Below are 21,004 nucleotides of genomic sequence, written 5' to 3'. Positions count from 1 at the left end.
CCCATTTTGACACCCCCTTTTCAAAAGGATAGGTGTCCGTTTTGGCGGGTCAATCTCACGCATCCCGACCCTCAGCCGACAGTCGAGTCACCAGCGATCCAAACGCAGGTGACGAAGTTAGTCGGTCCCTTGAATACTAAAGGCACGCCGTCTATGGTTCAAAGGCTATCGGGATGAGCGTCGGCGCGCTGCGTGGACAAAAACCTCTGGATTCAACCAAGGATCGAACACTCATGGACGGATTGACCGAAAAGATTGCAGCCATCGTCGAAGAGGCGAACCAGGATGGAGCCTTTCGCCAGCAGTTACTGGGCGAACCCCTGGCGTGTCTAAAAGCAAGGGGCTTGGATATATCCGATTCTTCTCTTCTGGAGATTTCATATACGGCCGGTTATGGCGTTTTTCTGGGCATTGATATACGCGCGCGCTCGGATGCACCCAGCCATCCGAAAGAGCCAAGAGGAAAAGACATAAATTCAGATCATTTCCTGGATTGCCTGAATGTCAACTCACTCAATGGAATTCAGAATGAGCAAAATAAACAATCTTCGTGACTGGCTGGAATTCCTCGACCGCACCAAGCGTTTGATCTGCCTCGAAGACAATATCGCGCTCGAATATAATGTTCTTAGATATATCGAGCATTTCGAAGGGAAGCAGGCCTGCTTTTTTTCGCGACCCGGAGGACATGAGGTACCGATTGCCGGAGGATTGCTTGGGCAGCGGCAATGGGTGGCTGATTTGCTCGAGCTTCCCATCGATCAGATCCTGCCCGCCTTTCAGAAGGCATTGAAAGCCCCACTGGAGTGGAATGTGGTCGAGCAGGATTCGGCTGCTGTCCACGAAGTAACACACGACAAGGATATCGATTTAAAAAGGATCCTGCCCATCATTACCTGCCACGAACGCGATGGTGGCCCTTACATCACCAGCGGCCTCGTGCATGGACTGAATCTGGAAACGGGCAAGCAAAACCTCTCGATAAACCGTCTTCAAGTGCAAGGGCCTGACAGGCTGAGCATCCTGATGCTCCCGCGCGATCTGTTCGCTTATTACCAGGCCGCGGAAAAGCTGGATAAGGAATTGCCGGTTACCATCACCATCGGCCACGATCCGGTGGTCGAATTGGCTTCGCAGGCCATTGCGCCGCGCGACGTATGCGAACTGACCATTGCAGGCGCACTCAAGCAGCGTCCGATCGATGTCGTAAAATCATACACCAACGATGTCCATATTCCTGCGGACGCCGAGATAGCGATCGAGGGGTTCATCGTTCCACATAAACGCGTGTTGGAAGGCCCATTTGGAGAATTTCCAAAATACTACACCGGTCAGGACCTGCTTCCCTACATCAGGATTACCTGCATCACCCACCGCCGCAATCCGATTTATCGCGTCAACAATCCCTCCGGGATCGAGAACGTCATTATCGGCGGAATCCCCCGAGAGTCGTCGATTTTGGAGCGAATGCAGCTCAATTTTCCTAATGTGATGGATGTTCGCCTCACGGCGGGAGGGCTCGGACGTTTTCATTTGATCGTGAAAATAATAAAGAAGCAGTATGGCGAAGCAAAAAACGTTATCGCCTGTGCATTTGGCTGCCATTACGACATCAAAATGGTGACCGTCGTCGATGAAGACATCGATATCAACGACAGCGAGCAAATCGAATGGGCAATAGCAACCCGTTTTCAGGCTTCTCGCGATCTGGTCATCATCCAGCACGGTCTGGGCTCCAAGCTCGATCCTTCGGGAGACAAGCGCGGATTGAATGACAAGATGGGCCTGGACGCGACCAAATATCTGGGCGATGACGAACGATTTTATGTGTCTCGCATCCCGCCTAGCTTGGGCAACGTCTATGACCGACTAGCGAAGGACAGTCAATCACTCGCCAGCTATTTGAGCTCGTAATGGGTACACGATGGGCGAGTTCGCCGGCACTTACATCCCTCCTTTGCGGTCGAGGAGCGCCCTTCGCCTGGCCGTGCGCTGGGCCGCCACGCTTTTGCTGGTGTGGCGTGCCTGTACGGCGCGAACCGTGTCGGCTGCATGTATTCGGCCAAGCGGTTGCCGAGCGCGCGGAATCTCCCCGACCGCCGCGACGAGCGCCGGAAACAGCGTGCGCCCGCGCTCGGGCTTGAGAAGTCCCGTGCGACCAGTTCCTTTGCTCGCTCCACGTAATACGCGTCGGTGTGGACGGGGGCTCAGCGTGTAGGTCAGCATTGGCGTTGACCTTCATGCCGGCTTCGTGCGCCGAGCGCACCGACGAAACGATATTCCGGTTGTCGTTGAGCGCGTCGTAGACGGTCAGCGCGGACAAGCCGAGACCGGCGAGCACCCTCGAATTGAGCGCGACGATATCGTCGGGAAAGAGCTCGAACGTGTAGAGGCTCTGGCCGCGCGTGAGGCCGTCGCAGGGCGTTTCGAGCCTGTCGCATAGAAGGCCGACGCGCCGCCACGGATTCTCCTGCAAGCAGCGCACGCAAACGTCGAAGACCGCGCCGCCGAGTGTGTTGACGTAGGCATCGCCCACGCGATCGATCGCGCCGAGAATCGGCGTCATCGTCGAGGTCGTCATGCGTGTGGACCACAGGCATTGATGCGCGTCGCGCAGCGTCACATCGACAAGACCGAACGTGCGAGTCCCGCGATCGTGCGGCGCGCTCGTGCGTTGCATGATGGACAGATCGGTCATTTCGTCTCCAGAAGCCGCTCTTCGACGAAGCGCGTATGAATCTCGCCGCGCGCGAAGTGCGGATCGTCGAGCAGCGAGAGGTGAAAAGGGATCGTTGTCGTGACGCCTTCGACGCGCATTTCGCCGAGCGCGCGCCGCATCCGCGCGATCGCTTCCCGTTTCGAAACTCGTGGTGTGGGGCGCGTCGCGCGAGCGAGCGAGTCGTATACGGCGGAATGCGATACCCGGAAAACAGATGCGAATCGACGCGCACGCCCGGACCGCCCGGCGCATGGAACTCGTGCACGGTCCCGGGACACGGCGCGAAGTTCTGCGCGGCATCTTCGCGTTGATGCGGCATTCGATCGCGTGACCATGAATGCGCACGTTCGCCTGAGCGATGCGCAGCGGCTCGCCCTGCGCGATGCGGATCTGTTCCTTCACGATATCGATGCCGGTGACGCATTCCGTCACCGGATGCTCGACCTGCACGCGCGTGTTCATCTCCATGAAGTAGAAGCGGCCCGAAGCGTCGTCGAGGATGCATTCGATCGCGTGCCGGCACAAGCGCACCGCCGCGTCCCCGATCTGCGCGCACAGGTCTTCCGTCAGCGCGGGCGACGGACTTTCCTCCAGCAACCTTCTGATTGCGCCGCTGCGCGGAGCAGTCGCGCTCACCGAGATGCAGCACGGTTTCGCCGTCCGACAGAATCTGGATTTCGATGTGACGCACACGCGTCAGAAATTTTCGACGTAGATCGAGCCGTCGCCGAATGCGGCCTTCGCTTCGCGCGAGGCGTCGCCGAATTGCGTATCGAGATCGGCGGGATCGTGCACGACGCGCATGCCGCGCCCGCCGCGCCCGCCGCCGCCTGCCGCCGCCTTGAGCAGAACCGGATAGCCGATCTCCCGTGCGATCTCGCGAGCCTGCGCCGGACTCGCGACCGTGCCGCGCGAACCGGGCGTATTTGGCACGCCGGCTTCCTCGGCCATGCGGCGTGCCATCGCCTTGTCTCCCATAGCGAGATCACGCGCGCCGACGGTCCGATGAACACCACGCCTTCCTTCTCGCACAACTCGGCGAACCCGGCGTTCTCGGAGAGAAAGCCATAGCCGGGATGAACCGCGTCCACACCATGCACGAGCGCTGCCGACACGATGAAACGCGCGTTCGGATAGCTTTCGCTCGAGCGCGGAGGCCCGATGCAGACCGCGCGGTCCGCAAGGCGCACGGCGAGCGAATCGCGATCGGCGTCCGAATAGACCTGCACGGTTTCGAGCCAAGGTCGCGACATGCGCGGATGATGCGCACCGCGATCTCGCAGCGGTTCGCGATCACCACACGCCTGAAGCGCTTTGCGCGCGCGCTCGGTTCAGCGAGCACGTCGGATATCGGAGCGCGGGCACGTTCATGCGCTGGCCCCCGCGCTTTTCGGCGCGATCACGATGAGCGGCTGGCCGTACTCCACCGGATCGCCGTCCTCGACCAATACATGCGTGACCACGCCGCCCGCGCCCGCCGCGATGGAGTTCATCAGCTTCATGACTTCGATGATGCAGACGGTGGATTCCGCCTCGACGGCATCGGCGACTTCGACGAAGGCTTTGGCGCCCGGCTCGGGCGAACGATAGAAAGTGCCGACCATCGGCGATTTGACGACGGTGGAATCGGCCGGCCATTCGGTAGCGGAGGCAGACGCGGATGACGCCGCAGGCTCAAGCGGCCGTGATGCGGGAGCAGGCGCAGGCGTCCGCGAAGCAGCGCTTTTTCCCGCAGGAACGGCAGGCGCACTGCGATTGACCGCCTCATCGCGCCGCAGATCGAGTTTGACATCGCCGTGCGCAGATGGAACTCGTTGAAATTTCTCCGACGCCTTCTGATCAGTTCGACGAGTTGCACGAGACCCTGAAACGTCAGGGTTCCTTGTCTTTCCATGTGCGCGGCACCTCGCCGTTCGATCGACGTTCACACACGCTGCGTGCGAATTCCGTTGAGTGAAATGTGGCATTCCGTTGAGAGACATGATTGCGCACACTAACGCAGGGTGAAACGCGACAATCCCGCCGTTCCCGTCACGCCGGATCAGCAGATCAAATCGACGCACGAGGCGTTCGAGGCAGGTGCATCGCTCGTTTATATTCATGTGCGCGACGCCGACGAAAACCCGAGTTCCAATCCCGAGCTTTTCGGCCGCGTGCAGGAAGGCGTGCGCAAGCATTGCCCCGGCATGATCGTGCAGTTCTCGACGGGCGGACGTGGCCGCGAGCAGTCGGCCCGCGGTGCGATGCTGCCGCTCACGCCGGACATGGCGTCGCTCGCCACCGGTTCGGTCAACTTTCCGAAGAACATTTATGAGAACCCGCCGGAGTTCGTGGAAGGACTCGCGAAAACGATGCTCGAACACGGCATCAAGCCTGAAATCGAGGTGTTCGATCTCGCGATGTTGTATAACGCCGCGAACCTGGTGAAGGCGGGCCTGCTCGCACCGAACGCGCACGTGCAGTTCGTGCTCGGCGTGCCGAATGCGCTGCCCGCGCGACGCAACGTGTTCGATTTTCTGCGTGCCGAGCTTCGCGAAGTGCTGCCCCAGGCGACGTGGGTCGCGGCCGGAATCGGGCGGCATCAATGGGAGGTCAACCAATGGTGTCTCGAGGCGGGCGGTCACTGCCGCACCGGCCTCGAGGACAACACGCGCATCGATGCGACCCGGCTCGCGTCGAGCAACGCGGAACTCGTCGGCAAGATCGTCGACGCTTGCCAGCGCTTCGATCGCGTACCCGCGACGCCCCAGCAAGCGCGCGCGATCCTGAAGCTGCCGCAGGCGGCGTGAAGGGGTGCTCACGTACAATGGCCGCTTCGAGGATTCTTGCGACGCGCAATGCTGAACGTTGACCCACGGAAGCCGGAATCGACCGCGTTGAGGGCGTTTGCCGTACTCGAATACGTGGCGCATGCGAACACGCCCGTTTCCCTCGACGATGTGACCCACGCCTGCAAGCTGTCCAAGCCGACGGTGTTCCGCATCCTGTCAATGCTCTTCGAGGCCGATCTCGTCTATCGCGAACCGCTCGGCAAGCGGTACACGGTGGGCGCTCGCCCGTGCTCGCGCTCGACGTGCTAGCCATTCCACCTTGCGCTCGCAACCTCACACGGTCTTGCAGGAACTCGTGGACGCAGTGGGCGAAACCTGCAACCTGACGATCCTCGACGGCAATCAGCTGCTCTATCTCGATCGCGTCGGAACGCCGATGCCCTTGCGTCTGCATCTGGAGCCGGGTACGCGCGTGCCGCTGCACTGCACGGCGAGCGGCAAGCTCTTTCTGATGAACATGACGCAGAAGCAAATCGAGGCACTGATCGGCAAGCCGCCGTACAAGCGCTTCACGTCGCGCACGATCACGGAGTGGGAGCCGTTGAAGGAAGAACTGGCGCGCGCACGCGAGACGGGCGTCGGCCTGCACGACAGCGAACTGTTCGATGACTCGGTGGCAATCGCCGTGCCGCTTTCCGATACCTCGGGGCGCGTGTACGCCGCGCTCGCATTACATGGACCGACCTCGCGGCTCGATATCGCGGCCTGCCTGAAGCTGTTGCCCGACTTGCGCAGAGCGGCCAGCGCCATCGCGGATGCAATGGCGCCGCTCAGCAAACAAGCCAGCCACGTGACGCAGAACGATTCAGCCGAGTTGTTGTAGGAAAAGGTCCGCGTCCGCCCAACGCAGCGAACATCCGGCGCCAGGGCAAATGCCCCGGCGCCGGCGTCGCTCACTTCACTTGCGATATCCCATGGCCCGCGAGATGTTCAGCGCCGCATCCTGAACCGCCGGCGCGAATTCCTTCATGCGCTTGACGCTCAGGCGCTCCAACGGCCCCGAGATTCCGATGGCCGCAGCCGGAAGGCCGAACGCATCGAAGATCGGCGCGGCGACACCGCCCACGCTGTCCCGCCATTCGCCGCGATTGATCGCATAGCCATTGGCCGCCGCGCGCGCGAGCTCGACCTTGAGCGCCTGCAAATCCGTGATGGTGGCCTTCGTGTGTGCGGTGAGATCGACCAGATGCCGCGCGAGGAATTCCTGCGTCTGATGCGCGAGAAGAATCTTGCCCGTCGCAACGCAATACGCAGGCGCATGGCCGCCGAGCACGGAGTACGCGCGCACGGGCTGCGCGCTCTCGATCTTGTCGACATACACGACCGAGGCGCCATCCAGAATCGACAGGTGCACCGTCTCTTGCGTGAGATCGACCAGCGCACGCATATGCACGGCCGCGAACTGCCGAACGTCGATCTGCGCCATCTGCTTCGCACCCAGCTCGAAGAGTTTGAATGTGCTGCGATAGTTGCCCGTGGTTTCATCGCGCGTTGCATAGCCTGCGTGCGCGAGCGTTTGCAACGTGCGGTGCGTGTTGCTCTTCGTGAGCCCGACCTGCTCGGCCAGCACCGGGATCGTGACGGGCTTGCCATTCTGATCGGCGAGCGCTTCCAGCAGCATCAGGCCCTTCAGCAACGTCTTGTCCATTGTCCTAAGATTTAGGATTAAAAGTTCATTCTACACCGCGCGTAGCGGCAAGATCCGCGTATCGATCCGGCAATCTGCCCGGTGCGTGTTCACGGTCCTCTGGCACGTCATCCTAATTTATAGGATGCATATATCATTTTTTGGTTTACACGCCCGGAGGATCGCGCCACAATCGAATCGACGCGCACGAGCGCCGCCGCATGCCAACGGGATCGCCAGGGAAAACACATGGATCAGCCACTTCAAGGAATCAGGGTCATCGAGTTCTGCAACGTCGCGGCGGGGCCGTATTGCGGAATGCTGCTCGCGGACATGGGCGCGGACGTCATCAAGGTCGAGCATCCGAAAGGCGGCGATACGTTGCGTGCGTGGCCGCCCATCTCCGATGGCTATAGCGAGAATTTCGCGTCGCTCAACCGCAACAAACGCTCGGTCACGCTCGATCTGAAAAACCCCGAGGACATCCTTCAGGCGAAGTCGTTGATTCAGACAGCCGATGTCGTCATCGAGAACAATCGTCCCGGCGTGATGCATCGCCTCGGGCTCGGTTACGAAGACATTCGCGCGATGAAACCATCCATCGTCTATTGCTCGATCTCCGCGTATGGTCAGACCGGGCCGCGTTCGCAGGAAGGCGGTTTCGATCTGACCGTGCAAGCGATGAGCGGCATCATGAGCATCACGGGCGAACCCGATGGTGCGCCGGTCAAGTGCGGCGTACCGCTCGCGGATTTCTCCGCTGGCCTGTATGCCGCGTTCTCGGTGACATCGGCGCTGCGCGGTGTTGCGGCAACGGGCGAAGGCACGCATATCGACGTGCCGATGCTCGGCGCGACCCTCGCCATCGCCGCATTGCAGACGTCCGAATACTTCGGCACGGGGCGAGATCCGCAGAAGCTCGGCTCGGCGCATCCGCGTAACGCGCCTTATCAGGCGTTCAAGGCGCGCGACACGTATTTCGGCATGGCTGCAGGCAATAACGCGCTGTGGGAGTCGGTGTGCAAGGTCGTGCAACGCGACGATCTCAAGGCGGACTCGCGTTATGCGACGACCACGCTGCGCGCGCAGCATCAGGTCGAATTGCGCGACACGCTGGAGGCGATCTTCGCCGCTGACGACGCCGAACACTGGATCGAGCGCTTTCGTGCGGCGGGCGTGCCGTGCGCGCCGATCAACACGTATTCGCAAGTGTTGAAGGACACGCAAGTCGAGCATATGGAATGGGTGCAGCCGCTCGAATTGCCCAACGGCGTGCAGACGAAGACGTTCGCATCGCCCGTCAAATTCTCCGGTAAAACGCCTGACATTCGCCTGCGTCCGCCGGGACTCGGTGAACACAACGCCGAGCTGCTGAAGCGCTCGGAGGTCGAGGCATGAGCGGCATCATCGTCGAGAAAATGCCGACGCATTGGTCGATCACGCTCAATCGGCCGGACAAGCTGAATGCGTTATCCGCGAGTATCGTGGAAGAACTGATTCAGGCTTTCGACGCTGCCGATGCCGCAAAAATATCGCTCGTCACGCTGCAAGGCGAAGGCCGATGCTTCAGCGCGGGATTCGATATGAGCGACGTGCATGCGCAAAGCGAAGGCGATCTGGTGCTGCGTTTCATCCGCATCGAAACGTTGCTGAACAAGATTGCGAGCGCGTCGTGCTTCACCGTGGCGCTCGCGCATGGCAGAAATTTCGGCGCGGGTGTCGATCTGATTGCGGCGTGCAATCTGCGCGTGGCCGCGCCCGGTTCGACGTTTCGCATGCCGGGGCTGAAGTTCGGACTCGTGCTGGGTTCGGCGCGATTCGCGCGAATCGTCGGCACGCGTGAGGCGCAGCGCATTCTCGAAACAGCCGCCACGTTCGATGTCGAACGTGCCTGCGCGAACGGGTTTATCGAACGCGTGGCGGGTCCGGAGCAGTACGCGGAAGTCGTCGCCGAAGCGGTGGAACGCGCGCACGCGTTGCCCGCCGAGAGCCGCGCCATGTTGCGACGCGCGCTGGACACTGAAGAGGGCGATACCGACCTCGCCGCGCTCGTTCGATCGGCGTCCCCGCCGGGTATTCACAAGCGCATCGAAGCGTATCTGCTGTCGTCGAAGAAATCTTAGGAGACTTCTCGTATGAGTTCGGGATTCGCAAGCAAGGACAAACAGGTCTCGCTCGCCGAACTGGTTGCGCTCGTACCCAATGGCGCGTCATTGGGCCTGGGCGGCAGCTTTCTGCATCGCGGGCCGTTCGCGTTCGTGCGCGAACTGATCCGGCAAGAGAAGCGCGACATCGAGATCATCAAGCAGTCGCCGGGTTACGACATCGACATACTGTGCCGCGCGGGCGTGGCCTCGCGCGCGCGTTGCGGCATCGTCGCGATGGAAGGCAATTTCGGGCTTGCGCCATGGTATCGGCGCGCGGTCGAGAAGGGTCATCTGAAGCTCGAAGAACACGCATGCGCGAGCCTCACCGCGGGACTGCGCGCGGCGGCATTCGGCGTGCCGTTCATGCCGTGCGGCGGCTTGCACGGCAGCGATCTCGTGCGGATCAACGACTGGAAATGTCTCGACGATCCCTATGGCAGCGGCCAGAAAACCTACGTGATTCCCGCATTTTCGCCGGACTTTGCCGTGATTCATGCATCGAGCGTGGATCGCGATGGCAACGTGCGCGTGGCCGGCACGTATCACTGGGACCGAATCATGAGCCGCGCCGCCAAAAGCGTGCTCGTCGTGGCCGAAGAACTCAGCGATATGCGCTTCGCCGATCAGCCCGAACTCACGATCGTCCCTTATTTCATGGTGCAAAACTACGCGATCGTGAAGAACGGAGCATGGCCGGGCTCGTGCTGGCCATCGTATGCGATCGACTATCCGGCGGTAGATGCATATCTTCAAGAAGGCCCCGAAGCGCTCGCACGCCATATCGATGCCGCGCCCGAAGCGGAGGTTCCTCGACATGGCTGAACAATGGAGCGGCTTCTCCTACATCGTCACGAATCTCGCGCGCTTCATCCGGCCGAACGAGATCACGTTCAGCGGCGTGAACTCCACGCCGCCGATGCTCGCATGTCTGCTCGCAAAGCGCGCTTATGACTGGGACTTCGTGTATATCAACGTGGCCGGCGGCGTCGATCCGTCGCCCTCTTCCATTCCGATCTCGAGCTCCGACCCATTGCTTGCGGAAGGCTCGGCATCGATCTTCGCCAACGAGGATTTCTACGATCTTTGCACGCGCGGCCGCATGGATCTCACGTTCCTAGGCGCGGCGCAACTCGATGGCGCGGGCTGCGCGAACAACTCGTGCATCGGCGAATGGGCGCATCCGAAGGTGCGTCTGCCGGGCGGCGGCGGCGGCGCGGTCATGCTGCCGACGGCCAGACGCGCCTGCACGTGGCGCACCGAGCATTCGAAACGCACGCTTGTCGCGAAGCTCGATTTCGTGACATCGTGGGGCGGTATGCATGGCGTGGTCACGCCCATCGCCGTATTCGTCAAGCGCGACGGCAAGCTTGCATTGCAATCGTGGCATCCGGAATCGAGTCTCGATGAAGTCCGCGAACGCACAGGTTTCACGTTCGATGCAAGCGACGCCGAGCCCACCGCGCCGCCGACATCGCGCGAGCGAGAAGCGCTCGAATCACTCGACCCGCACGGGCAATTCGAGCGCGATGCAGCCGTTCGACTCAGGTAACGAGAACGATACAGTGACGACGACCACCGCATTGAATTTCGATGTCAGACCGACGACTCTCGCGCAAGCCTTCGAACAATACTGGCATGTGCGCAATGTGCAGGACCTTCCCGCAATCGGCGATGGCACGCGTTCGCTGACGTATGTCGAACTCGCACGCGAGACCGGCAGCGTCGCGGCGCACTTGTCGGGCCGCAATGCGCGCCCCGGCGATGTCGTCGCGATCACGATGTCGCGCTCGCTCGATGCCGTCGTGTTGTTGCTCGCAGCGATTCGCGCGGGACTGTGTCCGTGCGTGTTCGAACCGAAGCTCGCACCGGACGAAGTGAGCGCGCGTCTTGTCGAAACAGGTGCACGCTTTCTCGTGCATGACGACGACAACACGTCGCTCGTGAGCGAACTTGTCATTCCCTCGCATACGACGATCATCGACTTCGCGCGTCTGACGGAGCCGGCGTACTGGCCGCCTGTCGATGTCGCCGCCGATTGCCCCGCCCTTCTGCTCTTCACTTCGGGCAGCACGGGACGTCCGAAAGTCGTGCAACTCACTCAGGCCGCGCTGCTCAACAATGCACTCGGCGTACTCGAACAAGGCGCCTTAGCGAGCGACGACAGGCTGCTTCATGTCATGCCGATCTATCACACGAATGGCGTGAACAATCAGTTGTTCGCGCCATTGCTCGCGGGCGCGAGCGTCGTGTTTTGCCCGCGTTTTCGTGCGGAAGACATGCCCGATTTGATGACGCGTTTCAAGCCGACCATCATCACCGGCGTGCCTACGATGTATTCGCTCATGCTGGCGCAGCACTTCGACGCCGACTCGCTCGCAACATTGCGCATGGCGCGCTGCGGTTCCGCGCCGATCACGGAAGCCCTGCATCGCGAAGTGGAAGCGAAGCTCGGTTGCCCGCTCGTGATTTCCTATGGTTTATCGGAAGCGACATGTACGAGCACGCTCAATCCGCCGAACGCGCGACGCGTGGGTTCGGTCGGCAAGGTCGTGCCAGGACAGACGATCAGGCTGCGCGCCGCCGACGACACGATGATCGATACACCGAATCTCGAAGGTGAAATTTGCATCGCGGGGCCGAATCTCATGACAGGCTATCTGGGCGCCGCCGATGAAACTTCGCGCACGATCGTCGATGGATGGCTGCGCACCGGCGATCTCGGCCGCTTCGACGACGATGGCTATCTCTACGTGACAGGCCGCATCAAGGACGTGATCATCCGCGGCGGCGAAAACATTTCGCCGCTGCTGATCGAAAGCGTGATCGTGGCGGAAGGAAATGTCGCTGCGTGCTGTGTCGTGGGCCGCGCGGATCGCGATCTCGGTGAAGTGCCGGTTGCGTTCGTCGTGCCGAGAGACCTTACCGCGATACATGCCGAACGCGTGCAGGACGCGGTACGCAAGCGCCTTTCACGCATCTACGTGCCGCACGACGTTGTGTTCGTCGAATCGTTGCCTGAGACGGCGGTCGGCAAGGTGGATCGCAAGGCGCTCGCGGCGCGCCTTGCCAAAGGCTTCTACGATACTCAGCCGTTATAGAACCGCCGGCGTGCATCGCGAAGCCACAGACGCACGAGATGCCGCTTGCGATGCTCTTCATCGAAATCGACGAAGTTCGTGCGTCGATGTCCGCAACGCAAGTTATCGACGATTTGAATCTGGCCCGGCTCGAAAAAGAACTCACGCGCCCATTGCGGTTCGCGCATGACGGCTTCGAGCGTTTCCAGTGCTTCGAGGGTTTCCTCGTCCATCTCCCGCTGCGCCATCCGATAGCCGTTGATCACATGACGATGCGACAGCCTGCACACGACACCGTCAGCTTCATTGCAAAATAGAGGATGACTTATGATAGTCGAATCGCCGGGTGCGTGCTCGCGTTGCCGATCGAACAGATACGGCCGATGCAAGCGCTCAAGCAGATGCGGATAACGCTCGATCATCTGGTTGTAGACGGTATAGAAACTAACGATACTGCTCACGCCGCCTTCCTTGGCGGGATGCAGGCACAACAGCGCGACGTAATCCGGCGGGCAGACGTTATAGCTATTGTCGGTATGAAAGTTCTGTTCCGCGTTGGTGATGTCCGGACGCACGCCGTTGCCGGGCGGCTTGCCGAGATCGCGCACGTCATAAATCATCTTGCCGTCCCAGCTCTGCGCGACGGGACGCGACACCATCTGCGCGAGCAGCCAATACACCGCCGTTGCTTCCTCCTTGCTCCACAGTTCCATCGGCAAGCGATCGACGATCACGAAGCCCGGCCCGTCGCTCAGCAATTGCGCCGCATCGCGCATCATCGCGCGGCAGCTTTCGAGCGAAAAGTCGTCTGGACGCAGAAGCGGCGTGGGCAGCGGATTCGCACGCAGCGTCGCCACGACTTCATCGAGTTCGCAGCGGCACGCATCGTTGATCTTCACGATGCCGTCTTCGGGCGAGAGGCTGTCACGCGTCCACGCAATCTTGCCGGTGAAATGCGTCATGCGTACCGGCTCGCTGAGATCGTGCGCGGCGTCTTCTTCCAGTATCATCGTTTGATCCGTCATCTCCGAGGCTCCTTTTTTTTGCGGCGCAATGTCGTGTGTTTTATGCCGCGATGCAAGCCAGTCTAGGGCGTGCGCGCCGCGCCGGATAGCGAGACTTTCCGATCGCTCATCATCGAAATAAGCGATGAAGTGATGCCGCCCAACCGCCATGAAGAGCAATGGACATTCGACAACTGGAGACCTTTTTGCGCATCGTGGATACGGGCAGCTTCGCCGCCGCCGCGCAAACGCTCAACGCGACGCAATCGACCGTTTCGGCGCGCATTCGCGAGCTGGAACGCTCGCTCGGCGTCGATCTGTTCGATCGCAGCCAGCATCGCGCGCGGCTCACGGCGAAGGGGCAAGACCTCGTTGTATCGGCGCGCGAGATCGTCGCGCTGGCATCGCGCGTGAGGCATCGTATCGGCGATAAAGACGCGCTCACGGGCACGGTGCGACTCGGCGTCGTGGGGCTCGTCGCGATTACGTGGCTGCCGAAGTTGATGGGCGCATTGCGCGAGCGCTATCCGAATCTCGCGGTCGTGCTCGATATGGGTCTGACGGCGACGCTCGTCGACAAGCTGCGCAACGGCGATCTCGATCTCGCGCTCGTGACGGGCCCGGTCGTGCAAAGCGGGCTTCGAGCCATTTCGCTCGGCTACGACGAATTCGTCTGGATGTGCTCGCCCGCGCTTGCCGTGCCCGCGCGCAAGCTATCGCCCGCCGAGCTAGCGACTTGGCCTGTGCTGGGCTTGTCGTCGCAATCGCATCACTATCCGGTCATCGAACGATGGTTCCGCGATGCGAACGCCGATTATCGTCCGGTCATCTCGTGCAATAACGTGCGCGTGCTCGCGGAGTTGACCGTATCTTGTCTGGGCGTGAGCCTCTTGCCGCGCGCGTCGTATCACGCAGAAATCGCGGCGGGCAAGCTGCGCGTCATCGATACCGCACCGCAGATCGGTCCGGTGCAGTTCGTCGCGCTACATCGGCATACGACGACAGATCCCATCGTCGCGGCCGTGGCCCAGCTCGCGCTGGAGACGAGCGAGTTCGAACGGCCGGGCAATGCGTGATCGCGCTATGGCGGCTCAAGGCAACGCGGTCCGGGGCTCGCCCGAAGGCCGCGCGAACATGCGGAAGGTCGCGAACAACGCGATCAGCGCGGCGAACGAGAGCCACAACGCAGGCACCGCCCGATTCTGCGTGACCTGAATCAACGCGGTACAAATGAACGGCGTGAAGCCGCCGAAGATGGCCTGCGCGAGACTCCATACGAGCGAGAAGCCCGTGCCGCGAATGCTCGCGGGCATGATCTCCGTGAGCGCGACCACCATGCCTGCCTGGTACGAGCCGTAGATCATCGCGTACCACATCTCCACGGCGAGCAAGCGCGTGAAACTGGGCGCCTGCACGAGCCATAACATCGCGGGATAGGCAGTCAGAATCACGAGCACTGCGCCTACGGTGAGCACGGCCCGCCGCCCGACCCTGTCCGAAATCGCGCCGACGATAGGCAGCATCGTGAAGTTGATGATGCCGACAGCCATCGTCACGAGGAAGGAATCGATGGCGGGCAGGTGAAGCACGCGCGAGCCGTATGTCGGCGTGTAAGCGGTGATGAGATTGAACATGACGGCGGTGAGCGTCACCAGCATGATCGCCCCGCCGATGAGACGCGCGTTGTCTCGCAGCGACGCAAAGATCTCCTTGCTCGTCGGATGCCGCGCGCGCGATTCGAACTCTTTCGTTTCTCGCAGACGGCGGCGAATCATGAAAAGGACGGGAATGATAAGACAGCCGATCATGAACGGAATGCGCCAGCCCCAGCTATTCATCTGTTCGGCCGTGAGCGTGAAGCGCAGGCCCACGCCGAGCACCGCTGCAAACACCACCGCCGCCTGTTGGCTCGCCGATTGCCAGCTGACGAAGAAGCCGCGTCGTCCCGGCGGCGCGATTTCCGCGAGATACACCGACACGCCGCCGAGCTCCGCGCCCGCGGAAAAGCCCTGCAACAAGCGCCCCACCACGACGATGATCGGCGCGGCAATGCCGATTGTGTCGTAGCCCGGCACGAAGGTGATCATCAACATGCCGACTGACATTAGCGCGAGCGTAAGCAGGAGGCCCGCACGCCGTCCGCGTCGGTCGATGTAGGAGCCGAGCACGAGCGCACCGATCGGCCGCATCAGAAAGCCGACGCCGAATGTAGCGAACGACAGCATCAGCGAGACGAATTCGTTGCCGCGCGGAAAGAGCGCCTGGGAGATCGAAAGCGCGTAGAAACCGTAGACGGAGAAGTCGTACATCTCCAGGAAATTGCCGCTCGTGACGCGCAAGATCGTTCGTGCCGATGCCTCGTGCGCTTTACCCGATGTGCCTGATTGCATGACGTGCGTCTCCATTTGATTCGCGCTCTCTGCTCGCAGCCCTCTTGCTCGACCACATTCTGCGACGGACCGAGCATCGTGTAAACCACATTTTGAATGTAGAGTCCTATATTATAGGACGCATGGGCTTATCTGTCCGATACGAACGCGCCATCTCGACGAAGTTGATAGGCATCCCATCGAATGCTAAAAATGCCGATGCCCGCGCGGGTGTGAAGCGCGCGGGCATCATCGAACGGATCAGTGAAATAGCCGGACTACGTGCCCGCCCACACCGGCACGACGAACAGATACACGAAGCCGAGCAGCGATCCCGCCGTCAGAAAGATAACCAGCGTGAAGCCCAGCACGCGCTGCACGCCGACGCCCGCGATAGCGACGACCGGAATCGCCCAGAACGGCTGCAACAGACTGCCTGCCATTTCGCCCGCGGCAATCGCCATTGACGTGCCCGGCAAGGAGGCGCCGAGCTGCATGGCGGCGGGGATCGTGAACGGCCCCTGCACCGCCCAGTGACCACCGCCGCTCGGAATGAACAACGTGATCACGCCCGATGCGAGATAGCTCAGGAACGGCAACGTCGTGCTCGAAGCAATGTGAATGTAGGCATGCGCGACAGTTTCATCGAGTGCGGTCGCGCTCATGATGCCCATGATTCCGCCATAGAACGGATACTGCAGCAACATCGGCCCCGTGACCTTCGCGGCCTCCGTCACCGCGCCGACATAGCGCCGCGGACTGCCGTGCAGACACAATCCTGCGAGCAGAAAGATAAAGATGACCGTGTTGATGTCCAGGCTCACGCCGTGACGCGTCCACTGGATTGCCAGGTAGCCCACGCCGGCGAGCACGAAAAACAGGGCGCAGATGCGCGAGCGTTCGAGCCGGCCCGCGAAAGTCCCGGCGCGCGAATCGGCCGTATCGTCGACCTTCTTGTCTTCCGCTTCGAGCAACGCGGCGTCGGCGGCGATCACGTCTTTATCGGCGGGACGCATGAGGATGAAAACGACCGGAATCAGCACCATTGCAGCGATGCCCGCGAGCAGGTTCCATCCTGCGAACACCGTATGCGCGAGCGGCACCGCCGAGTGCGTATGTTGCTCGACGATATTGAGCGGATTGCCCGGCGACGCGATAGAGAGCGCTATCGAACTCGACATGCCGGTGAACGCCCACAGCACCCATGAGCTATACGCGGCGGCCACGAGCCATGCGAAGTCCATGCGCACCTGCCGCGCGACTTGCTTGGACAACAATGCGCCGACGACCAGGCCGAAGCCCCAGTTCAGGAAGGTCGCGACAGCCCCGACGCCGAACACGAGCAGCACGGCGGAAACCGGCCCCACCGCGAGCTTGCTCACGCTGCGCAAGCCCGATTTGATGAGCGGCGCGCTCGCGAGCGCATAGCCCGTGACGAGCACGAGCACCATCTGGAACGCGAAGGTGAAGATGCCGAAAATGCCTTTGTACCAGCCGGTCAGGATCACTTCCGGCGTGCCCTTCGGTGCGAAGACGAGCGCGAAACACGCGACCATCGCCGTGAGCAGAATGACGATGACGAACGGATCCGGCATCACGCGTTCGAACAGATACACGCACGAAGACACCGCTCGCTGCAACAGGGTCTTGCCTTCGTCCGGATGATCGGGGACGGCTTGAGGCCTCGCCGCCAGCGGCGGGGAATCATGGGTTTCCATCGTGTGTCTCCTGAACCGGGGTCGATGCTCTCTCGTATGGAGGCTTGTTTTCAGGCCTTTTTTGCGGGCCTTTCACGCGGGAGGGCGGGTAAAGGCGGCAGTGACCTCAAGGATTTACGCCATCGCAGATTCGTTCGCCGGCGCATTCTGTCCTGCCGGGCTGATCTGAAGCTCGCGCTCCTTGCGCTGCAGACCGACAAGAATCTGACGGGCGCGGCGCAATGCCTTGTCGGTCTTGAGAAAGAGTTCGGAATAGCCATCGTCCGGGTATTCCATCATCCGTTGCTGCCGCTCCAGCGCCCATTGATCCTGCGCGACGACCGCCGGGAACATCTCCGCGACCTTCTTCGCGGTGGGCATGTTCGCATCGCTCAATGTGGTGTGCCAATTCTTGCACGACACGTTCCAGCGCCACACGAGGTTGCGTTCATCGACCGGCAAGTGGAGATGCAGAAGCGTATATCCGCGTTCCTTGTCCGTGCCGAGTTCTCCCTCGGGCGCGACGCGCATCACCACGCGCGTGACTCCTGGCGTGACCATGCAATGTGTGTGAACGCGCTCCACTTCGTCATACAGAAACCATTCCTTCAGATACGGCGGTTGTCGATAGCCATGCACGTGGCGCGTCGTACGCACGAATGTGTAGCCTTCGCTGTCGCCTTCTTCGAGGTCCACCGGAATCTTGCTGTTTTCCTTATCGCCGATATTGCCGTCGTGCAGCGGATAAAAGTGCGTGATGTCCAGCAGATTTTCGATCAGCAACAAGTAATTCGCGGGCACGTAAAGCGGTTCGGGCGAGCCGATCGACAGGTTCTCCGCATCGGTGACCTCGGGCGTGCGCGGCGGCTCACAGCGCTGCGAAGCCGCGATGTTGCCCGGCCAGATCCAGACCACGCCGTCCTGTTCGCGCACGGGCACGACGCTCAGCCGGGCTTGCGGTGGAATCGGCTTGTCGGGTGCGGATGGAATCGCCACGCACTGGCCCGCCGCGTCGTAGCACAAGCCGTGATACGCGCATTCGAGCTGACCGTTATCGAGCAGCCTGCTTTGTGAAAGCGGAAAGCGCTTGTGGCAGCAGCGATCGTCGAACGCGACGACATCGCCGCTCTCGGCTCGCCACATCACAATGGGGCGATTGACGATCTTGTGCCCCTGCAACTGGCCGATAGCAAACTCCGACGAAAAGCCGATCGGATACCAGCAATCCTTCACATATTCGAATGTGCTCATGACGCGCGTCCTCTTTCTCGATGAGTGGGGAACGTTGATTCGAGCGGAACCAGTCGCTCCGCGTGTACTTACTGAAACCGCATGAAAAGGCGTTTCAAAGATCAAGCACCAGCATCGGCGACTTCGAACGCGAGCAGCAGATCATTACGAATTCCTCGCGGTCCTCGTCGTCGAGCACGGTGTCGCGATGCAGCGGTTCCCCCGCGAGATAGCGCGTCATGCACGTGCCGCAATAACCTTCGCAACACGACGTATCGACTTCCACGCCGTTTGCGCGCATGACATCGACGATGGATTCGCCTGGTGGCACCGTGAGGATTTTTTGCGAACGCCGCAGTTCGATATCGAAGGGTGTCTCAGTTTCGGTCGTTGCCTGGCTTTCCTTGATCGCGCCGCTTGCGGAAAAGCGTTCGCAATGACGCGTGCCCGCGGGCCAATGCGCACTGGCGGCTTCGATTGCGTCCATGAAGCGGCCGGGGCCGCAGTAGTAGAGATGCGTATCGGCGGGCCGTCTTTCGAGCGTCGATACAAGATCGAGTCCATTGCGCGGATCGCCGTTATCGAAGTGCAGCGAGACATCGCCGCGCTCGATGAGCGTCTTCAGGCGATCGAGAAACGCGGCACGTTGCGAGCTGCGCGCGCAGTAGAAGAGATGGAACGGTTCGCCGCGCTTTCGCACTTCCGCGATCATCGCCATGACCGGCGTGATGCCGATTCCACCCGCGATAAACACATGTCTGCGCGCCGATTTCGATAGCGCGAAGTGATTGCGCGGCGCTGAAACAAAGAGCTTATGGCCCGCTCGCAAGGTGTCGTGCATCGCGACCGACCCGCCGCGCCCTGCCGGATCGCGCAGCACGGCGACCACATAGCGATGTCGTTCGTCAGGCAAATTGCAGAGCGAGTATTGTCGAATGGTTGCGTCGGGGAGGTGTACGTCGATATGCGAACCCGCCGTGAACGCGGGCAACGGCTCGCCATCGGCGCTCACGAATTCGAATGCGTTGATGTCGTCGGCCAGCGAGGTAATGGACTTCAGCGTGACATACAGTTTCTTCTGCCGTTCATCGTCCGGACGAGCAACCGCCTCCTCGCGCGTGAGGACCGTTTCCATGTGTCTCTCTCCTTATCTCGCAGCAACAGTCGGTGCGGGTCGTGTGGGAACGCGCGCTGTGCTTGAAGAAAAGGTTAGGCGTGACGGCACATGAACTCAAACGAGTAATTTGCGCGAAAAAACATCAGGAAACTTGATGTGTCATGGCGCGCCGCACCATTTATCGCGACGAAGCCGTGGTCCTGATGCACTCGAAATCGCTGACTTCGCGGGCCAGTTCCGCAATCGCGCGAGCGAGCGAATAAGAATGCCCGGCGGGACATGCCGCGATGAATTCGACCGGCTCCAACGGATTTTCCACCTGCACGATCGCGAGCTTGTTCTGCTCGATCTCGTGCCTGTACGAGCGCACCGGCAGATACGACACGCCCATGCCCGCAATCGTCATCGACGCCGCAACGGCCACGCTTTTGCAACGCGCGAGATAGCGGCATCGCACATGTTCCGTGAGGAACCAGTCCTCCAGCGCGGCGTAATGAAACGACGATTGCTTCATGCCGATGATCGGATACTCGGCCAGTTCGTGGGGCTTGTACGTGCGCGCGTCGAGGCCCAGCGCGGGACTTGCCATCCACTGGAAATCAACGTTGCCGAGCGAGAGTGTCGATATCTCCGGTGTGCGCGTATGCCCCGGCGCGAGCACGAGCTCCAGTTCGGCCTGATGCAGACTCGCCATCAATTCCGCAGTCAGCGCTTCTTCGATTTCCAGACGCACATTCGGATAGCGTTCCGCAATCGTCGTGATGAGACGTGGCAGCCATGTCGTCGTGACGACTTCCGCAACGCCGAAGCGCACCGTGCCCGACACCGCTTCGGGCGCGCCGATCCGATGCTCCAGTTCAGTCGAGAGATCGAGAATGCGGCTCGCATAATCCATCAGTTCGCGGCCCTTCGGCGTGAGCCGCGCCGTGCGATGCGTGCGGTCGAACAACTCGACGCCCAGCGTGCGTTCGAGTTCACGCACGCGCATGGACACGGCGGATTGCGTCGCGTACAGGCGCTCGGCGGCGGCAGCAAAGCTGCCGAGCTTCACGGTCCAGAAGAAAGTCTCCAACTGTTGCAGAGTCATGATCGCGCTGCCTTATGACTGATGGCCGGTCTGAGCGTAGCGCGAGTTTACGGATTTCATCGTCACGCGCCAGCCGTGGAAAGCCCTAGCGATTGCAAC

Annotated in this window: 21 protein-coding genes and 4 pseudogenes; 12 read left to right on the top strand and 13 right to left on the bottom strand. The window is 61.1% G+C overall.

Translation table 11 applies throughout. From position 1 onward, the window contains the following. The first annotated feature begins 173 nt into the window (after positions 1–173). Together NK8_RS32985 and NK8_RS32980 are read left to right on the top strand one after the other, a co-directional pair. Positions 174–554 carry a hypothetical protein gene (locus NK8_RS32985; RefSeq protein WP_213233676.1) on the top strand — a complete coding sequence of 127 codons (381 nt, stop codon included), beginning with the start codon at positions 174–176 and terminating at the stop codon, positions 552–554. Then, entirely contained in the window at positions 529–1,914 is a 1,386-nt protein-coding gene (locus tag NK8_RS32980; RefSeq protein ID WP_225936586.1) for a UbiD family decarboxylase, read from the top strand. Before NK8_RS32985 ends, NK8_RS32980 begins: the two co-directional genes overlap by 26 nt. Here the strand turns inward: NK8_RS32980 and NK8_RS32975 are convergent. The 6 genes and pseudogenes from NK8_RS32975 to accB form a co-directional block, all read right to left on the bottom strand. Continuing rightward, on the bottom strand, positions 1,844–2,698 hold the full coding sequence (locus NK8_RS32975) for a hypothetical protein (protein WP_213233675.1): 855 nt from the start codon (positions 2,696–2,698) through the stop codon (positions 1,844–1,846). The genes NK8_RS32980 and NK8_RS32975 overlap by 71 nt on opposite strands. Then, positions 2,695–2,984 (bottom strand): annotated as a pseudogene (locus tag NK8_RS43810) (hypothetical protein). Before NK8_RS43810 ends, NK8_RS32975 begins: the two are co-directional and overlap by 4 nt. A 155-nt stretch (positions 2,985–3,139) precedes the next feature. Continuing rightward, positions 3,140–3,355, bottom strand: a pseudogene (locus NK8_RS43805) (hypothetical protein); the annotation flags it as partial. 25 nt (positions 3,356–3,380) lie between these two features. Next, a pseudogene (locus tag NK8_RS43800) lies at positions 3,381–3,670 on the bottom strand (acetyl-CoA carboxylase biotin carboxylase subunit); the annotation flags it as partial. Positions 3,671–3,762: 92 nt separating this feature from the next. Next, a pseudogene (locus NK8_RS43795) lies at positions 3,763–3,989 on the bottom strand (biotin carboxylase N-terminal domain-containing protein); the annotation flags it as partial. A 97-nt stretch (positions 3,990–4,086) separates the two neighbouring features. Continuing rightward, on the bottom strand, positions 4,087–4,497 hold the full coding sequence (gene accB, locus NK8_RS32965) for an acetyl-CoA carboxylase biotin carboxyl carrier protein (protein WP_225936620.1): 411 nt from the start codon (positions 4,495–4,497) through the stop codon (positions 4,087–4,089). A 26-nt stretch (positions 4,498–4,523) separates the two neighbouring features. On the opposite strand from accB, the gene NK8_RS43030 reads away from it, so the two are divergent. The 4 genes from NK8_RS43030 to NK8_RS32950 are packed head-to-tail and all read left to right on the top strand — an operon-like array spanning position 4,524 to position 6,373. Continuing rightward, positions 4,524–4,676 (top strand): hypothetical protein, encoded by a 153-nt coding sequence (locus NK8_RS43030; RefSeq protein WP_225936647.1) that lies wholly within the window; start codon positions 4,524–4,526, stop codon positions 4,674–4,676. 46 nt (positions 4,677–4,722) lie between these two features. Continuing rightward, positions 4,723–5,508, top strand: a complete 786-nt coding sequence (locus tag NK8_RS32960; RefSeq protein ID WP_213233674.1) for a 3-keto-5-aminohexanoate cleavage protein — start codon at positions 4,723–4,725, stop codon at positions 5,506–5,508. 48 nt (positions 5,509–5,556) lie between these two features. After that, on the top strand, positions 5,557–5,799 hold the full coding sequence (locus NK8_RS32955; RefSeq protein ID WP_213233673.1) for a helix-turn-helix domain-containing protein: 243 nt from the start codon (positions 5,557–5,559) through the stop codon (positions 5,797–5,799). Positions 5,800–5,845: 46 nt separating this feature from the next. Continuing rightward, positions 5,846–6,373, top strand: a complete 528-nt coding sequence (locus NK8_RS32950; protein ID WP_213233672.1) for an IclR family transcriptional regulator — start codon at positions 5,846–5,848, stop codon at positions 6,371–6,373. 75 nt (positions 6,374–6,448) lie between these two features. Here the strand turns inward: NK8_RS32950 and NK8_RS32945 are convergent, their stop codons facing one another. Beyond that, positions 6,449–7,198 (bottom strand): IclR family transcriptional regulator, encoded by a 750-nt coding sequence (locus NK8_RS32945; RefSeq protein ID WP_035498174.1) that lies wholly within the window; start codon positions 7,196–7,198, stop codon positions 6,449–6,451. Positions 7,199–7,426: 228 nt separating this feature from the next. Here NK8_RS32945 and NK8_RS32940 point away from each other — a divergent pair, with 228 nt between their 5' ends. The 5 genes from NK8_RS32940 to NK8_RS32920 are packed head-to-tail and all read left to right on the top strand — an operon-like array spanning position 7,427 to position 12,422. Continuing rightward, positions 7,427–8,575 (top strand): CaiB/BaiF CoA-transferase family protein, encoded by a 1,149-nt coding sequence (locus NK8_RS32940; protein WP_213233671.1) that lies wholly within the window; start codon positions 7,427–7,429, stop codon positions 8,573–8,575. Further along, complete coding sequence (locus NK8_RS32935) at positions 8,572–9,300, top strand: enoyl-CoA hydratase/isomerase family protein (RefSeq protein ID WP_213233670.1); 729 nt, start codon at positions 8,572–8,574, stop codon at positions 9,298–9,300. The genes NK8_RS32940 and NK8_RS32935 overlap by 4 nt, the downstream gene beginning before the upstream one ends. A gap of 12 nt (positions 9,301–9,312) precedes the next feature. Continuing rightward, positions 9,313–10,146: a CoA transferase subunit A gene (locus tag NK8_RS32930; RefSeq protein WP_213233669.1), complete on the top strand. Its 834-nt coding sequence runs from the start codon at positions 9,313–9,315 to the stop codon at positions 10,144–10,146. Next, positions 10,139–10,873, top strand: a complete 735-nt coding sequence (locus NK8_RS32925) for a CoA-transferase subunit beta (RefSeq protein WP_187609088.1) — start codon at positions 10,139–10,141, stop codon at positions 10,871–10,873. Before NK8_RS32930 ends, NK8_RS32925 begins: the two co-directional genes overlap by 8 nt. Positions 10,874–10,886: 13 nt before the next feature. Beyond that, positions 10,887–12,422 (top strand): class I adenylate-forming enzyme family protein, encoded by a 1,536-nt coding sequence (locus NK8_RS32920; RefSeq protein ID WP_225936585.1) that lies wholly within the window; start codon positions 10,887–10,889, stop codon positions 12,420–12,422. Here NK8_RS32920 and NK8_RS32915 read toward each other — a convergent pair. Next, positions 12,410–13,426 carry a TauD/TfdA family dioxygenase gene (locus NK8_RS32915; RefSeq protein WP_213233667.1) on the bottom strand — a complete coding sequence of 339 codons (1,017 nt, stop codon included), beginning with the start codon at positions 13,424–13,426 and terminating at the stop codon, positions 12,410–12,412. The genes NK8_RS32920 and NK8_RS32915 overlap by 13 nt on opposite strands. A 158-nt stretch (positions 13,427–13,584) precedes the next feature. Between NK8_RS32915 and NK8_RS32910 the strand changes: the two genes are divergently transcribed. Further along, on the top strand, positions 13,585–14,481 hold the full coding sequence (locus NK8_RS32910; RefSeq protein WP_213233666.1) for a LysR family transcriptional regulator: 897 nt from the start codon (positions 13,585–13,587) through the stop codon (positions 14,479–14,481). 15 nt (positions 14,482–14,496) lie between these two features. Here the strand turns inward: NK8_RS32910 and NK8_RS32905 are convergent, their stop codons facing one another. The 5 genes from NK8_RS32905 to NK8_RS32885 form a co-directional block, all read right to left on the bottom strand. Then, positions 14,497–15,795: an MFS transporter gene (locus NK8_RS32905; RefSeq protein ID WP_213233665.1), complete on the bottom strand. Its 1,299-nt coding sequence runs from the start codon at positions 15,793–15,795 to the stop codon at positions 14,497–14,499. A 257-nt stretch (positions 15,796–16,052) separates the two neighbouring features. Next, positions 16,053–17,492, bottom strand: a complete 1,440-nt coding sequence (locus tag NK8_RS32900) for a TIGR00366 family protein (RefSeq protein ID WP_213233664.1) — start codon at positions 17,490–17,492, stop codon at positions 16,053–16,055. Between the two features lie 114 nt (positions 17,493–17,606). Beyond that, positions 17,607–18,722, bottom strand: coding sequence for an aromatic ring-hydroxylating dioxygenase subunit alpha (locus NK8_RS32895; protein WP_213233663.1), 1,116 nt, complete (start codon positions 18,720–18,722; stop codon positions 17,607–17,609). A 94-nt stretch (positions 18,723–18,816) separates the two neighbouring features. Then, a complete protein-coding gene (locus NK8_RS32890) occupies positions 18,817–19,836 on the bottom strand; it encodes a PDR/VanB family oxidoreductase (protein ID WP_213233662.1) in 1,020 nt (339 codons plus the stop codon). Between the two features lie 160 nt (positions 19,837–19,996). Then, positions 19,997–20,905, bottom strand: coding sequence for a LysR family transcriptional regulator (locus NK8_RS32885; RefSeq protein ID WP_213233661.1), 909 nt, complete (start codon positions 20,903–20,905; stop codon positions 19,997–19,999). Between the last annotated feature and the right edge of the window lie 99 nt (positions 20,906–21,004).

The organism is Caballeronia sp. NK8 (assembly GCF_018408855.1).
Classification (GTDB): domain Bacteria; phylum Pseudomonadota; class Gammaproteobacteria; order Burkholderiales; family Burkholderiaceae; genus Caballeronia.
This window is presented reverse-complemented; position numbering and strand designations above follow the sequence as displayed.